The organism is Streptomyces sp. UF-297 (assembly GCF_058245575.1).
In genome coordinates this window covers 12,335-26,886 of record NZ_JBSIBZ010000051.1, presented here as the reverse complement: position 1 = coordinate 26,886, position 14,552 = coordinate 12,335, and the positions used below count along the sequence as shown (strand labels likewise).

Genomic DNA, 14,552 nt, shown 5'->3' with positions numbered 1-14,552 from the left:
GGTCACGGTCGGACCTCCGGGGCAGGGTGAACGGGGGGAGCGGAGTGTGCGGGGAGCGGGTCGGTGAAGGTCTCGTACGGGCGGTCCTCGTCGTCGAGGCCCTCCGCGAGGGGTCCGGCGGCCGTGGTGCCCGGTACGCGGTCGCGTACGGCTCCGGCCTCCGGCAGACGCAGGGTGAAGGTGGAGCCCTGTCCCTCGGCGCTCCACACCGTGACCTCCCCGCCGTGCGAGGCGGCCACGTGCTTGACGATGGCGAGGCCGAGGCCGGTCCCGCCGGTGGCGCGCGAGCGCGCCGGGTCGACGCGGTAGAACCGCTCGAAGATACGGTCGCGGTCCTTCTCGGATATCCCGATGCCCTGGTCGGTCACCGCGATCTCGATCAGGTCGCCACCGGGTGCGGGGACGCGCCGGCCGGCGATGCCGACGCGGGTGCGGGCCGGGGAGTAGTTCACGGCGTTCTCGACGAGGTTGCCCAGCGCCGCCGCGAGCTGGCCGCGGTTTCCCCATACGTGCAGGTCGGCGGTGCCTCCTGCGGCCATGGTGATCTGTTTGGTGCCGGCCTGCTGGCGACAGCGGTCGATCGCCTCGGCCACCAGCTCGTCCACCCGTACCGGCTCCGAGTCCTCCAGGGGGTCGTCGTTCTGGACCCGGGAGAGGTCGATGAGCTCCTGGACGAGGTTGGTCAGGCGGGTGGCCTCGTTCTGCATACGGCCCGCGAAGCGGGTGACCGCCTCGGGGTCGTCGCTGGCGTCCATCACGGCCTCCGAGAGGAGGGAGAGGGCGCCGACGGGGGTCTTGAGCTCGTGGCTGACGTTGGCGACGAAGTCACGGCGGACCGCTTCTATGCGGCGGGCCTCGGTGAGGTCCTCCACCAGCAGCAGCACCAGGCGCGAGCCCAGGGGGGCGACCCGGGCGGAGACCGCCAGGGCCTCGCCGCGGCCCGTGCCACGGCGCGGCAGGTCCAGCTCGACCTGGCGTATCTCGCCGTCGCGCCGGGTGTCGCGGGCCATCTGGAGCATCGGTTCGACGGCCAGCTTGCCGCCGCGCACCAGCCCGAGGGCGTACGCGGCCGAGCTGGCCTTGACCACCGCGTCGGCCTCGTCCAGGACGACGGCGGAGGAGCGCAGGACGGACAGGACGGTGTCCACGCCGGGCGGCAGCACGGCGTCGGTGTGCAGGGAGGTGCGGGTGGGCTTGGCCTGATCCCGCTCACTCCAGCGGAACGCCAGCATGGCGATCACGCCGGTGCACAGTCCGGCGATCGCTGCCACTGCGGCGATGGCCGCGTCCACGTTCATGACTCCAGGTTATGCGCCGGATCGGACACTTCCCCAGCCGTACGAGGGTCTGCTCGAACACCCGTCGCCCAGAGTTCACCTTGGCGTCGGTGCCGGTTCACCGGTGATGGCAGAACCGGTCGCGTTCGGGCCGGAACGTGGGAGCGTGGGGCCACTACCCCCTTCCGTACCCCACGCCCCTTTCGATGCGAGAGAAGGTCACTGATGCGGGACGCGTACCACGAGGAGCTGGACTCGATCGGCGAAGGCCTGGTCGAGATGGCCCGGCTCGTCGGCTCCGCGATCGGGCGCGCCACCACGGCGATACTCGACGCGGACCTGAAGCTGGCCGAGAGCGTCATCGCGGCCGACGAGAAGGTCGACGATCTCCAGCGCGATCTGGAGGCCCGGGCGATCGCGCTGCTGGCGCGGCAGCAGCCGGTCGCCACCGACCTGCGGATCGTGGTCACCTCGCTGCGGATGAGCGCCGACCTGGAGCGGTCCGGCGACCTCGCGCAGCACGTGGCCAAACTGGCGCGGCTGCGCTTCCCGCAGACCGCGGTGCCGCGGGACCTGCACGCCACGATCCTGGAGATGGGGCAGCTGGCGCAGCGCCTGATGGCCAAGGCCGGCGAGGTCATCATCACCAAGGACGTGGACCTGGCGCTCCAGCTGGAGCAGGACGACGACGCGATGGACCTGCTGCACCGCGCGCTCTTCCAGCACCTGATGGACGACCGCTGGAAGCACGGCATCGAGACCGCGGTGGACGTGACGCTGCTGGGCCGCTACTACGAGCGCTTCGCCGACCACGCCGTTTCGGTGGCCAAGCGGGTGGTCTACCTGGTCACGGGCGAGCACGCGGACGAGATCACGGCACCGGCCCAGGTGGAGGGCGCGTAGGGGCCCGCCGTGCCCGCATCGGGGCGGCGGGGGGCGGGGAACGGCTGTACTGGCGCGCGGCGTGCCTCCGCGCGCCGTTGATGCGCCGCATGCCGCGGGATTGCAATGGGGACCAGGTGACCTCTCCCGAGGAGGAATCATGACGCACTTCCCCGAGTCCGTTACGACCGCTCCCCAGCACGAGGTGCGCGGCGACTGCTCGTGCGGCCCGGGCTGCAGCTGCGGCTGTCAGTCCGGTGGCCCCTGCCAGTGCGGCGGCGGCTGCGGCTGACGCTCGACGCCCGGGCAACCATGCAGGTGGGCAAGCGATAGGCGCACGAAGGGCCCCGGCCGGAGGGTGTTCCGGCCGGGGCCCTTCACGCTGCACGCACCGCGGCGTGCTTACTTCTTCTTGCCCTGGTTCTTCACGGCCTCGATGGCGGCCTTGGCGGCCTCCGGGTCGAGGTACTTGCCGCCGGGGGTGACGGGGCGGAAGTCGGCGTCCAGCTCGTAGTAGAGGGGGATGCCGGTGGGGATGTTCAGGCCGGAGATGTCGGCGTCGGAGATGCCGTCGAGGTGCTTGACCAGGCCGCGCAGGCTGTTGCCGTGGGCGGCGACCAGGACGGTGCGGCCGGCCAGGAGGTCGGGGAGGATGCCGTCGTACCAGTACGGCAGCATGCGCGTGACGACGTCCTTGAGGCACTCCGTGCGCGGGCGCAGCTCGCTGGGGATGGCGGCGTAGCGCGGGTCGTCGCTCTGGGAGTACTCGGCGCCGTCCTCAAGGGCGGGCGGCGGGGTGTCGTAGGAGCGGCGCCACAGCATGAACTGCTCCTCGCCGAACTCGGCGAGGGTCTGCGCCTTGTCCTTGCCCTGGAGGGCGCCGTAGTGGCGCTCGTTCAGGCGCCAGCTGCGGTGGACCGGGATCCAGTGGCGGTCGGCTGCCTCCAGGGCGAGCTGCGCGGTGCGGATCGCGCGCTTCTGCAGGGAGGTGTGCAGCACGTCGGGGAGCAGGCCGGCGTCCTTGAGCAGCTCACCGCCGCGGACCGCCTCCTTCTCGCCCTTCTCGTTCAGGTTGACGTCCACCCAGCCGGTGAACAGGTTCTTCGCGTTCCATTCGCTCTCGCCGTGGCGGAGGAGGATCAGCTTGTACGGTGCGTCGGCCATGCCTTTGAGCGTAATCGACTTCCGGCCGTGGGCCCGCCGCCGGGACGTTTGACGGCAGCCGTCAAACGAGTGGCGGCCCCCTGGTGGCGTCAGTAGGTTCCGATCATCGCCGCGGCCACTTACGTCACGGGGGAAGTCGCATGTCAGCAGCCAGGTCAGCAGCGCGTTTGAGACAGGCGGCCAAGGAGAGCGTGTCGGGTCTGCCCCGGCAGTTCTGGTGGCTGTGGACCAGCACGCTGATCAACCGGCTGGGCGGGTTCGTAGCGACTTTCCTTGCCATGTACCTGACCGTCGAGCGGGGGTACTCGGCCTCGTACGCGGGGCTGGTGGGCGCGCTGTACGGGCTGGGCGGGGTCATCTCCTCGGTGCTGGCCGGGGTGCTCGCGGACCGGCTCGGGCGGCGCCCCACCCTGCTGATCGCCCAGCTGTCGACGGCGGCGTCGGTGGCGCTGCTGGGCTTCGTGGAACACCCGGTGGTGATCGCGGTGGTGGCGTGCGCGGTGGGCATGGCCTCCAGCGCCTCGCGGCCCGCCGTCCAGGCGATGATGGCCGACATCGTCGCGCCCGAGGACCGGGTGCGCGCCTTCGCGCTCAACTTCTGGGCGATCAACATGGGGTTCGCGATCGCGTCGAGCGCGGCCGGGCTGATCGCCGAGCACGGCTATCTCGCGCTGTTCCTGGGCGAGGCGGCGCTGGTACTGGTCTGCGCCGTGGTGGTCTTCGTCAAGCTGCCGGAGTCGCGCCCGCAGCGGGGCTCCGCGCAGGGACGTGAGGCCGGTGCCGGCACCGGGGACTCCCCCGCCGAGCGGGTCTCGATGCTGACCGTGCTGCGCGACGGGCGGTTCATGGCCGTGGTCGCGCTCAACTTCCTGCTGGCGCTGCTCTTCCAGCAGGGCTCGATCTCGCTGCCGATCACGATGGGCCTGGACGGCTTCTCCGGCGCGGACTTCGGCATGGTCATCGCCGTGAACGGCCTGGTGATCGTGCTGCTCCAGATACCGGTCACCCGCGTGATCGAGCACCGCAGCCCCGCGGCGCTGCTGATCGGCTCGGCGCTGCTGACGGGGTACGGCTTCGGGCTGACCGCGTTCGCCGGGTCGGTGGGGATGTACGCGCTGGCGGTGCTGATCTGGACGCTCGGCGAGATCATCAACGCGCCGACGCAGATGGGGCTGGTGGTCCGCCTCTCCCCGACCCACGGGCGCGGCCGCTACCAGGGCGTGTTCGCGGCGTCGTGGTCGGTGGCGTCCTTCGGCGCGCCGCTGATCGGCGGCACGGTCATCGACAACCTGGGGACGTCGGCGCTGTGGGGCGGCTGCGCGGTGGTGGGGACGGTGGCGGCGCTGGGGTACGGGGCGTTGTTGCGCGCTGAGCGCAGGGCGCCGGCCGGGTCGGCGGGCGCCCATGGGGTGGATGCGGCCGATGTCGCGCCGCGTACGGGGTCGGTGGTCTGAGCGCGGCGCCGTTTCGCCTGCGGCGGGCCGTTGCGCCTGCGGGCCTGTTGCGCCTGCGGGTCCGCTGCGCCTGCGGCGGGCTGTGGTCCGCTGCGCGGGGCTGTTGGGTGCGGGGGCGGGGGTCCGGGGGTGGGAAAAGAAGGGTGGGTGGGGTCTTCGTCAATTGTGTGGTGCGGGTGGGGTGTTGTTACTGGGGGCGCTGGGTCAGGCGGTCGAAGGCCTGGAGGTTGCGGGTGGATTCGCCGCGGGCGACGCGCCAGTCGTATTCCTTGCGGATGGCGGTGGCGAAGCCCATCTCCAGGAGGGTGTTGAAGCTGCCGTCGGCGTTTTCCAGGACGGTGCCAAGGACGCGGTCCAGTTCGTCGGGGGTGACGGCGGCGAGGGGGAATTTGCCGACGAGGTAGATGTCGCCGAGCTGGTCGATGGCGTAACTGACGCCGTACAGGCGGGTGTTGCGCTCCAGGAGCCAGCGGTGCACCGCGGCGTGGTTCTCGTCGGGGCAGCGGACGACGAAGGCGTTGACGGAGAGGGAGTGCCGGCCGACCAGCAGCGAGCAGGTGGTGGAGAGCTTGCGGGTGCCGGGCAGCTTGACGACGTAGGAGCCGTCCGAGGGGGACTCCCACTCCAGGCCGGAGTCCTGGAGCGTCGACTCGATCACCTCGTGCACCGCGCGCTGGTCAGCCATGCGGTGATCGTAGGCGACGGCGCCGCTCCTGTATCGCGGCGGTGTAGACATCGGCGGTCGCCGAGGCCGCGGTGTCCCAGCCGAAGGACTGGGCGTGCCGGGCGGCGGCCAGGCCCATGGTGTCGGCGAGGGCGGGACTGTCCACGAAGCGGCGCAGCGCGCGGGCGTAGTCGGCCGGGTCGTGGCCGGGGACGAGGAAGCCGCTGACGCCGTCGCGTACGGCCACCGGCAGGCCGCCCACGGAGGCCGCCACCACGGGAGTGCCGCAGGCCTGGGCCTCTATGGCGACCAGGCCGAAGGACTCGCTGTAGGAGGGCATGACCAGGACGGAGGCGGCGCGGTACCAGTCGGCGAGCTGCTCCTGGCCGACCGGCGGGCGGAAGCGCACGACGTCGGCGATGCCGAGCCGGGCGGCCAGCTTCTGCAGGCCCTCGGGCTTGGCCAGGCCGCTGCCGCTGGGGCCGCCGACGACGGGCACGAGGAGCTTGGTGCGCAGCGAGGGGTCCGCGTCCAGGAGGTGGGCGACGGCGCGCAGCAGGATGTCGGGGGCCTTCAGGGGCTGGATGCGGCCCGCGAAGAGCGGGATGACGGCGTCGGCGGGCAGGCCCAGGCGGGCGCGGGCGGCGGCCCGGCTGGCGTGGATGCCGGCGCCGCCGGGGTCGCGCAGCGCGCCGGGGCCGGCGGGCAGGAAGCGGTCGAGGTTGACGCCGGGGTGGACGACGGCGACCTTGTCCCGGTCGGCCTCGTAGTGGCGCACCAGCTCGTCGGCCTCTTCGGCGGTGTTGGCTATCAGGCGGTCGGCGGCCCGTACGATCTGCGTCTCGCCGATGACGCGGGCGGCCGGCTCCGGGGAGTCACCGGCGGCCAGGGCGGCGTTCTTGACCTTGGCCATGGTGTGCATGGCGTGCACGAGCGGGACGCCCCAGCGCTCGGCGGCGAGCCAGCCGACGTGGCCGGAGAGCCAGTAGTGGGAGTGGACCAGGTCGTAGTGGCCGGGGCGGTGGCCGGCCCAGGCCTGCATCACGCCGTGGGTGAAGGCGCACAGCTGGGCGGGCAGCTCCTCCTTGGCCAGGCCTTCGTAGGGGCCCGCGTCCACGTGGCGCACCAGGACGCCGGGGGCCAGCTCCACCACGGGCGGCAGGGTGCCGGTGGTGGCGCGGGTGAAGATCTCCACCTCGATGTTGATCGAGGCGAGCTTCCTGGCCAGCTCGACGATGTAGACGTTCATGCCGCCCGCGTCGCCCGTGCCGGGCTGGTGCAGCGGGGAGGTGTGCACGCTGAGCATCGCCACCCTCCTGGGGCGGCGCGGTCCGCCGGGCAGCCGCAGCCGCGACTGGCCGGGGAACTGACCGTGGGGACGGCTGCGGAGCCGGGACACATAGTGGCTCACTGCGAGCTACCTCCTGCCGGGGCGTAGGACGCCTTCCAGCTCCCCAACAACGGAAGTGGCACATCCATTTCCACCCGGGCCGCACGGGCGCGCTCTTTGCCAAAGCGTGACCGACTGCGGGCAGCGGCCCGCGCGCCCCGGGAAGCACATAGGCTCAAGGCATGTCCCGCAGCACCTCCCCGCCCTCCCGCCCCATCGGGAACGCGACCCGCGGGACCACCAACCCCAACCGGCTGCGCCGCATGGACCGCTGGATCGCCCAGGCGCACGCCGCCGAGCTGCGGCGCAGCGCCGATCCCGTCGCCGTGGACCTCGGGTACGGGGCCGCGCCCTGGACCGCCGTGGAACTGCTGGCCCGGCTGCGTACGGTCCGCGGCGACGCGAGCGTGGTGGGCATCGAGATCGATCCGGCGCGGGTGGCGGCGGCCCTGCCGTACGAGCGGGCCGGGCTGTCCTTCGCGCACGGCGGCTTCGAGGTGCCCCTGGGCGGCCGGCGCGCGCCGACGCTGATCCGGGCCGCCAATGTGCTGCGCCAGTACGACGAGGCCGAGGTGCGGGCCGTGTGGGAGCGGCTGTGCGGGCGGCTCGCGCCGGGCGGGCTGCTGGTGGAGGGCACCTGCGACGAGATCGGGCGGCGGCACGTGTGGGTGGCGCTGGGGCCCGAGGGGCCGCGTACGGTCACCTTCGCGGCCCGTCTCGGCTCCCTGCAGACCCCCTCCGACCTGGCCGAACGCCTTCCCAAGGCGCTGATCCACCGCAATGTGGCGGGCGAGCCGGTGCACCGCTTCCTGCGCGACTTCGACCGGGCGTGGGCGGCGGCGGCCCCCTACGGCGCCCTCGGCGCGCGGCAGCGCTGGATCCGTTCCGTACGGTCGCTGGCCGCCGGCTGGCCGCTGGCGGACGGGCCGCGGCGCTGGCGCCAGGGCGAGGTCACCGTGCGGTGGGAGGCGCTGGCGCCTGCGGGGTGAGGCCGCGGGCGGTCAGCCCACCAGGGCGGGCCGGGCCAGGCGGGCCAGCTCGCGCAGTCGCCCGGCGGTCGGGGAGTGGCCAGGCGCGGTGTAGGTGAGCAGGACCTGGTCGGGGTCGGCCGGGAGGCGGAAGCTCTGGAAGGTGATGAGCAGTTCGCCGACCTGGGGGTGGTGGATGCGCTTGGTGCCGGTGAGGCACTCGTGGACCTCCTGCGCCTCCCACAGGCGCTTGAAGTGGGCGCTGTGCTCGATGAGTTCGCCCAGCAGCCGGCACATCCTGGGGTCGTGCGGGTGGCGTCCGGCCTCGGCCCGCAGCGTGCCGACGGACTCCTGCGCGGCGCGCTCCCAGTCCGGGTACAGCTCGCGGGCGCGCGGGTCGAGGAAGAGGAGCATGGCGGAGTTGCGGCGCTCCGGCTCGATCTCGTCCAGGGGGAAGCTCACCCGGCCGCCCAGCGCGTTCCAGGCCAGGATGTCCAGGCCGCGGCCGAGGACCATGGCGGGGACGGTGTCGTCCATGGCGTCCAGGAGCTGGCGGGTCTCGGGGCGTACCCGCTGGGCGGCGTCCGGGCCGGTGCGGCGCGGCGGGGCGGTGACATTGCGCAGATACGTCACCTCGCCGTCGCTCAGGCGCAGCGCCCGCGCCACGGCGTCCAGGACGGAGTCGGAGATCGCGTTCGCCCGGCCCTGCTCGATGCGGGTGTAGTAGTCGACGCTGATGCCGGCGAGCTGGGCGACCTCCTCGCGGCGCAGGCCGCTGACCCGGCGCCGGTTCAGTCCGGAGGGGAGCCCGAGGTCGGCCGGGTCGAGCGCTGCCCTGCGGGCCTTGAGGAACGAGCTGATCCCGGGTTCTGCGTGCACCATCGCACCAGTATGCGACGCGGGGTGCGCTGGGTGGTCCTGGCAGACCCAGGTTGAGGTGGGCCTGGTGCGGCCTTCACGGGGATCCCAGGATGGTTCCCATAAGGCATGCAGAGCGGATCAAAGGGAGTAACTCCGATGAAGCGCAGGATTCTTGGCGGAACTGGCATTTCGGTCAGCGAGTACGCGCTCGGCGCGATGATGTTCGGCAGCTGGGGCAACTGCGACCACCAGGAGAGCACCCGCATCATCCACCGCGCCCTGGACGCCGGCATCAACTTCGTGGACACCGCGGACGTGTACGCCGCCGGGGAGTCCGAGGAGATCGTCGGCAAGGCCCTCAAGGGGCGGCGCGAGGACGTCGTACTGGCCACGAAGTTCTTCAACTCCATGGGCCCGGACGCCAACCACGGCGGCAATTCCCGGCGTTGGATCGTGCGCGCCGTCGAGGACAGCCTGCGCCGCCTGGACACCGACTACATCGACCTCTACCAGGTGCACCGCCCGGACCCGGCCACCGACATCGACGAGACCCTCTCCGCCCTCTCGGACCTCGTACGCTCCGGAAAGGTGCGGGCGATCGGCACCTCCACCTTCCCCGTCGAGCAGCTCGTCGAGGCGCAGTGGACCGCCGAGCGCCGCGGGCACATCCGCTTCCGTACCGAGCAGCCGCACTACTCGCTGCTGGCGCGCGGGGCGGAGGCCGCGGTGCTGCCGACCGCGCAGAAGTACGGGATGGGCGTGCTGACCTGGGGCCCGCTGAGCGCGGGCTGGCTGTCCGGGCGCGATCTGTCGGCCAGCGGGCGGGCCGCGCTGGAGAACGCGAAGTTCGACCTGTCGGTGCCGGAGAACGCGCGCAAGGCGGAGGCGGTCGGCAAGCTCGCGGAGCTGGCCGCCGACGCCGGTCTGACGCTGCCGCACCTGGCGACGGCGTTCGTGCGGTCCCACCCGGGGGTCACGTCCGTGATCATCGGTCCGCGCACCATGGACCAGCTCGACAGCCTCCTGGACGGGGCCGAAGTGACCCTGAGCGAGGCGGTGCTGGACCGGATCGACGAGATCGTGCCCCCGGGTGCGGACCTGAACCGGGCCGACGCCTACTACGTGCCGCCGGCCGTGCAGGACGCGTCGCTGCGGCGGCGGTAGGGGCGCACGGCCGGGCGCGGGTCAGCCGCTGATCTGCCGGGGCGCCGAGCCGCCGGTGATCTGGATCCTGCGCGGCTTGGCCTGCTCGGCGACCGGGATACGCAGCGTCAGCACACCGCTGTCGTACCGCGCTTCGATACGGTCGGTGTCCAGCGACTCACCGAGGAAGAGCTGCCGGCTGAACCGGCCCGCGGGGCGCTCGGCGGCGAGCTGTTCGGCGCCCTCGGGGGCGGGCGAGCGGCGCTCGGCCCGCACGGTCAGCACATTGCGCTCGACGTCGAGGTCGATGCTCTCCGGGTCGACGCCGGGCAGATCGAAGTGGATCACGAACTCGTCGCCGGAGCGGTAGGCGTCCATCTGCATCGCCGCGGGGCGGGCCGCCGTCCCGAGCACCTGGTGGGCGAGGCGGTCGAATTCACGGAACGGGTCGGTACGCATGAGCATCACGGTCATCTCCTTCCGCTTGGCGCTGGGTGCGATGCCCTACGCCTTCCTATATAGCGCCGCGGAAGAAAATTGACAAGAGGGGGCTCAACTCTTTGGCTGTGCGGGGAAGTCCCAGCTCAGGCCAGGTGCAGTGCCTCCAGCAGCGCGTCGATGAGCGGGCGGTCGTGGTCGTGGGTGAGGCGGTCGCGGGCGGCGGCCGGGGGCAGCCACAGCAGCCGGTCCACCTCGTCATTGGGCGCGAAGCAGCCGGCCACCGCCTCGGCCGCCCAGTAGCGGACCTCCTTGGGGCGGCCGCCCACCAGGTAGCGGACGGTGGGCAGCGGCGCCCCCGGCCTGCCCTCCATGCCGGTCTCCTCCGCCACCTCGCGCAGCGCCCCCGCCAGGGCGTCCTCGCCGCGCTTCAACTTGCCCTTGGGGTGCGAGAGATCGTCGTACTTCGGCCGGTGTACGAGCGCGATCTCCAGCCCGCCGCCGAGCGGGGAGCGGCGCCAGAGCACACAGCCCGCCGCCCGTACCAGGTCCTGCCGCGCGGTCCGCACGCCGCCGTCCTTTCCCGTCACTGCCCTCACCTGCGCGCCGGTCCGGCCAGCGGGTCGGCGGCGGGCGCCGGCAGCCACACCCGGCCGAACGCGAAGCGCGCCGCCTCCACTTCGCGCCGCTGGTCGGCGTGGAGCACCCCGAGCGCGTACGCGGTCGCCGGGGCGATGCGGGGGGTGCGGGCCGCGGCGGCGGCAGCGGCGGCGGCCTCGGCCGCGTCGCGGTGCCGCTCCAGGGCGCGGCCCGCCTCGGCCAGGCGCTGCTCGGTCACGATCCGGCCCGCCCGGCCCCACTCCCCGGGGTGCTGCTCGTCCGGCGCCTGCCGGTCGGCTGGCGGGCGGTGCGCCCCGGTCACTTCCGTCGCGTACCGGCTCAGCCGTACCAGCTGCCGTACCTGGTGCCAGGGCGCGTCCTGCTGCTGTCCCGCGGCCAGCGCGTCGGCGTCGTACGGGTGCCCGGCGCGGGCCAGCGGCAGCGCGGCCACCGCCTCGGCGAGTCGCTGATGGGCCTGCTCGGCCAGCGGCGGCAGCGCCTCCGCGGCGGGGCGGGCGGCCATCGCCGGGTCCAGCGGCGCCTCGGAGGCCAGTACGGCGACCGCGTCGGCGACGGCGTGGAAGCGCGAGGAGCCCAGCGCCTGGAGGGCGGCGGAGTGCGCGCGGGTACGGGCCAGGGTCAGCTGGCGGTCCAGCAGCGCGCCCGCCCGCGCGGCCCCGGCGGCCAGGGCTGCGGCCGCCGCCTCCGCCGGGACGCCGCCGCCCGCGTCCCCGGCGGCCGGGCCCTCGCCGGGCCGGCCCGCCGCTTCCGTCGGCCCGGTGAGCCGCTGCAACGCCGCCACCAGCCGCTGCGCCCGCGCCGCGTAGGCGTGCTCGCGGGCCAGCGTGACCGACAACCAGCCCAGTTCGGCCCGGAGTTGATCGGCCCAGGACTCGTCCGCCAGCGGGCGGAAGGTGTGCAGCGCGCCGCTGATGCGCCGGGCCGCGTGGCGCAGCTGCCGGGCGGCCTGCGCGGCGCCCGCCGCGTCCGGGCCGCTCTCCCCGTGGGAGCGCAGGCTGCGCAGGAACTGTGCGGACTGCCGGTGCAGATACCCGGCGAGCACGTCCCCCGCCGTGCCGGCGGCGGGCTGCGGCCCGCCCGCCGTCGCGGCGCGCACGCCGTAGGGTCCGCCGGACTCCAAGCCGGTGCCGATCACGCCGTTCACTCCCCCTGCCCGTGCTGCTGACTGTGGCCCGGCGCCCGCCACGGACCCGGCCCTGGTCACGGCCGGTACGGTCCGGGCGGCTCCCCCGCGCGGCGGGGGCGGTTCAGGACGCCGGTCCACGCCGTCGCCTGCGGGCATCGATGAGCATTTCCTGTACGTTGCGCAGCGGCACGCCGTCCGCGTCGGCCGAGTGCCGGGTCCAGTTGCCGTCCGGGCCCAGGTGCCAGGACGAGGTGGTGTCCGAAGTGCCGGTCTCCAGAAGGCGGTTGAGGGCAGCGCGGTGCGCCGGGTCGGTGACCCGTACCAGCGCCTCGATGCGGCGGTCCAGGTTGCGGTGCATCATGTCGGCGCTGCCGAGCCAGACTTCGGGTTCCCCGCCGTTGCCGAAGGCGAACACCCGGGAGTGCTCCAGGAAGCGCCCCAGCACGGAGCGCACTCTGATGTTCTCGCTCAGTCCCGCGACTCCGGGGCGCAGCGCGCAGATGCCGCGCACCCACACATCCACCGGCACGCCCGCCTGCGAGGCGCGGTACAGCGCGTCCACGACCGCCTCGTCAACCATCGAGTTGACCTTGATACGGACGTAGGCGGGCCGCCCGGCGCGGTGGTGCGCGACCTCCTTGGTGATGCGCTGGACCAGGCCGTCGCGCAGCGACTTGGGCGCCACCAGCAGCCGCCGGTAGGTCTCCCGCCGGGAGTAGCCGGACAGCCGGTTGAACAGGTCCGAGAGGTCGGCGCCGACCTGCGCGTCGGCGGTCAGCAGCCCCAGGTCCTCGTACAGCCGGGCCGTCTTGGGGTGGTAATTTCCGGTCCCCACGTGGGAGTAGCGGCGCAGCATCTCCCCTTCCTGGCGCACCACCAAGGAGAGCTTGCAGTGCGTCTTGAGGCCGACCAGGCCGTAGACGACGTGGCAGCCCGCCTCCTCCAGCTTGCGGGCCCACTTGATGTTGGCCTGCTCGTCGAAGCGCGCCTTGATCTCGACCAGGACCAGGACCTGCTTGCCGGACTCGGCCGCGTCGATCAGCGCGTCCACTATCGGGGAGTCGCCCGAAGTGCGGTACAGCGTCTGCTTGATGGCCAGCACGTCCGGGTCGGCGGCGGCCTGCTCCAAGAAGGCCTGGACGGAGGTGGAGAAGGAGTCGTACGGGTGGTGGAGCAGCACGTCGCGGTTGCGCAGCGCGGCGAAGATGTCGGGCGCGGAGGCCGACTCGACCTCCGCCAGGTCGCGGTGGGTGCCCGCCACGAACTTGGGGTACTTCAGCTCGGGCCGCTCCAGCGCCGCGATCCCGAACAGCCCGGTCAGGTCCAGCGGTCCGGGCAGCGGGTAGACCTCGGCGTCGGAGACCTTCAACTCCTGTACGAGCAGGTCGAGTACGGCCGGGTCGATGGACTCCTCGACCTCCAGGCGGACCGGCGGCCCGAAGCGGCGCCGCATCAGCTCCTTCTCCAGCGCCTGGAGCAGGTTCTCCGCGTCGTCCTCCTCCACCTCCAGGTCCTCGTTGCGGGTGACCCGGAACATGTGGTGCGCGCGCACCTCCATTCCCGGGAACAGCTCCTCCAGGTGGGCGGCGATCACGTCCTCGATGGGGACGTAGCGCTGCGGGGAGGCCTCCAGGAAGCGGGACAGCAGCGGCGGCACCTTCACCCGCGCGAAGTGGTCGTGGCCGCTGACGGGGTTGCGTACGACCACGGCGAGGTTCAGGGACAGGCCGGAGATGTACGGGAAGGGGTGCGCCGGGTCCACCGCGAGCGGGGTGAGCACGGGGAAGATCTGCTGGCGGAAGAGCGTGAAGAGGCGGGACTGCTCCTTGTCGGTCAGCTCGGGCCAGCGGATGAGGTGAATGCCCTGGTCGGCGAGTTCGGGGGCGACGTCCTGCTGGTAGCAGGCGGCGTGCCGGGCCATGAGTTCGCGCGAGCGGGTCCAGATCAGGTCCAGCACCTCGCGGGGCTGCAGGCCCGAGGCGGAGCGGGTGGCGACGCCGGTGGCGATACGGCGCTTGAGGCCCGCCACCCGGACCATGAAGAACTCGTCCAGATTGCTGGCGAAAATCGCCAGGAAATTCGCCCGTTCGAGGAGGGGGGTGGCCGGGTCCTCGGCCAGTTCCAGCACCCGCTCGTTGAACGCCAGCCAGCTGCGCTCGCGGTCCAGGAACCGCCCGCTGGGCAGTTCCTCGCCGTTGGCGCCCGGTACGCCCTCGTCCTCGTACGCGTCCAGATCGGCGTCCAGATCCGGCTCCAGCTCCGGGACGCGCGCGGCCACGGCGTGCGGGCGGTGCGCCGCTATGGAGCCGACCGAGGGCTGTGCCGGTGCAGCCGCCGCGGGGCGTTCCGGGGACGGAGCCGGGGCGGGCATCTCGGAGTGGACCGGGGCCTGGGCGCTGGGCTGCTGGTTCATGGCCTTATTCTTCCGCGCTTCGGGGGTCGCGGGCGCGTCGGAAAGGGGCGGGGCGGAGCAGAGCCTGAGGTGGTCCGGGGCGTGTGGCACAGCGGGCTGCATTCAGTGATGCTCGCAAGCAAGTTTGAATCACCGGTAACGCGGATATGGC

The 14,552-nt window shown here is 72.8% G+C and carries 13 protein-coding genes; 4 read left to right on the top strand and 9 right to left on the bottom strand.

Annotated features, from left to right (window positions below):
* Positions 1-2 precede the first annotated feature (2 nt).
* Positions 3-1,298, bottom strand: a complete 1,296-nt coding sequence (phoR, locus tag AC4IJH_RS25915) for a two-component system sensor histidine kinase PhoR (RefSeq protein WP_490854265.1) — start codon at positions 1,296-1,298, stop codon at positions 3-5.
* A 204-nt stretch (positions 1,299-1,502) separates the two neighbouring features.
* Here phoR and phoU point away from each other — a divergent pair, with 204 nt between their 5' ends.
* Positions 1,503-2,180, top strand: a complete 678-nt coding sequence (gene phoU, locus AC4IJH_RS25910) for a phosphate signaling complex protein PhoU (protein WP_490854264.1) — start codon at positions 1,503-1,505, stop codon at positions 2,178-2,180.
* A gap of 381 nt (positions 2,181-2,561) precedes the next feature.
* Here phoU and AC4IJH_RS25905 read toward each other — a convergent pair whose 3' ends face one another.
* Positions 2,562-3,323, bottom strand: a complete 762-nt coding sequence (locus AC4IJH_RS25905; RefSeq protein ID WP_490854263.1) for a phosphoglyceromutase — start codon at positions 3,321-3,323, stop codon at positions 2,562-2,564.
* Positions 3,324-3,463: 140 nt separating this feature from the next.
* Between AC4IJH_RS25905 and AC4IJH_RS25900 the strand changes: the two genes are divergently transcribed.
* On the top strand, positions 3,464-4,777 hold the full coding sequence (locus AC4IJH_RS25900) for an MDR family MFS transporter (protein ID WP_490854262.1): 1,314 nt from the start codon (positions 3,464-3,466) through the stop codon (positions 4,775-4,777).
* A gap of 187 nt (positions 4,778-4,964) precedes the next feature.
* Here AC4IJH_RS25900 and AC4IJH_RS25895 read toward each other — a convergent pair whose 3' ends face one another.
* The gene (locus tag AC4IJH_RS25895; RefSeq protein ID WP_490854261.1) at positions 4,965-5,462 is read right to left on the bottom strand and encodes a type III secretion system chaperone family protein; all 498 of its coding nucleotides are present in this window, start codon (positions 5,460-5,462) and stop codon (positions 4,965-4,967) included.
* Positions 5,455-6,852 (bottom strand): D-inositol-3-phosphate glycosyltransferase, encoded by a 1,398-nt coding sequence (mshA, locus tag AC4IJH_RS25890; protein WP_490854260.1) that lies wholly within the window; start codon positions 6,850-6,852, stop codon positions 5,455-5,457. Before mshA ends, AC4IJH_RS25895 begins: the two co-directional genes overlap by 8 nt.
* 161 nt (positions 6,853-7,013) lie before the next feature.
* On the opposite strand from mshA, the gene AC4IJH_RS25885 reads away from it, so the two are divergent.
* Entirely contained in the window at positions 7,014-7,820 is an 807-nt protein-coding gene (locus AC4IJH_RS25885; RefSeq protein WP_490854259.1) for a class I SAM-dependent methyltransferase, read from the top strand.
* Positions 7,821-7,832: 12 nt separating this feature from the next.
* Here the strand turns inward: AC4IJH_RS25885 and AC4IJH_RS25880 are convergent, their stop codons facing one another.
* Complete coding sequence (locus AC4IJH_RS25880) at positions 7,833-8,681, bottom strand: helix-turn-helix domain-containing protein (protein WP_490854258.1); 849 nt, start codon at positions 8,679-8,681, stop codon at positions 7,833-7,835.
* Positions 8,682-8,816: 135 nt separating this feature from the next.
* Between AC4IJH_RS25880 and AC4IJH_RS25875 the strand changes: the two genes are divergently transcribed.
* Complete coding sequence (locus tag AC4IJH_RS25875) at positions 8,817-9,824, top strand: aldo/keto reductase (protein WP_490854257.1); 1,008 nt, start codon at positions 8,817-8,819, stop codon at positions 9,822-9,824.
* Between the two features lie 21 nt (positions 9,825-9,845).
* Here AC4IJH_RS25875 and AC4IJH_RS25870 read toward each other — a convergent pair whose 3' ends face one another.
* The 4 genes from AC4IJH_RS25870 to AC4IJH_RS25855 form a co-directional block, all read right to left on the bottom strand.
* Complete coding sequence (locus tag AC4IJH_RS25870; protein WP_490854296.1) at positions 9,846-10,268, bottom strand: Hsp20/alpha crystallin family protein; 423 nt, start codon at positions 10,266-10,268, stop codon at positions 9,846-9,848.
* 119 nt (positions 10,269-10,387) lie between these two features.
* Positions 10,388-10,831, bottom strand: coding sequence for an NUDIX hydrolase (locus AC4IJH_RS25865; protein ID WP_490854256.1), 444 nt, complete (start codon positions 10,829-10,831; stop codon positions 10,388-10,390).
* Positions 10,832-10,836: 5 nt separating this feature from the next.
* Entirely contained in the window at positions 10,837-12,144 is a 1,308-nt protein-coding gene (locus AC4IJH_RS25860) for a CHAD domain-containing protein (RefSeq protein WP_490854255.1), read from the bottom strand.
* A complete protein-coding gene (locus AC4IJH_RS25855) occupies positions 12,110-14,401 on the bottom strand; it encodes an RNA degradosome polyphosphate kinase (RefSeq protein WP_490854254.1) in 2,292 nt (763 codons plus the stop codon). The genes AC4IJH_RS25860 and AC4IJH_RS25855 overlap by 35 nt, the downstream gene beginning before the upstream one ends.
* Positions 14,402-14,552 lie beyond the last annotated feature (151 nt).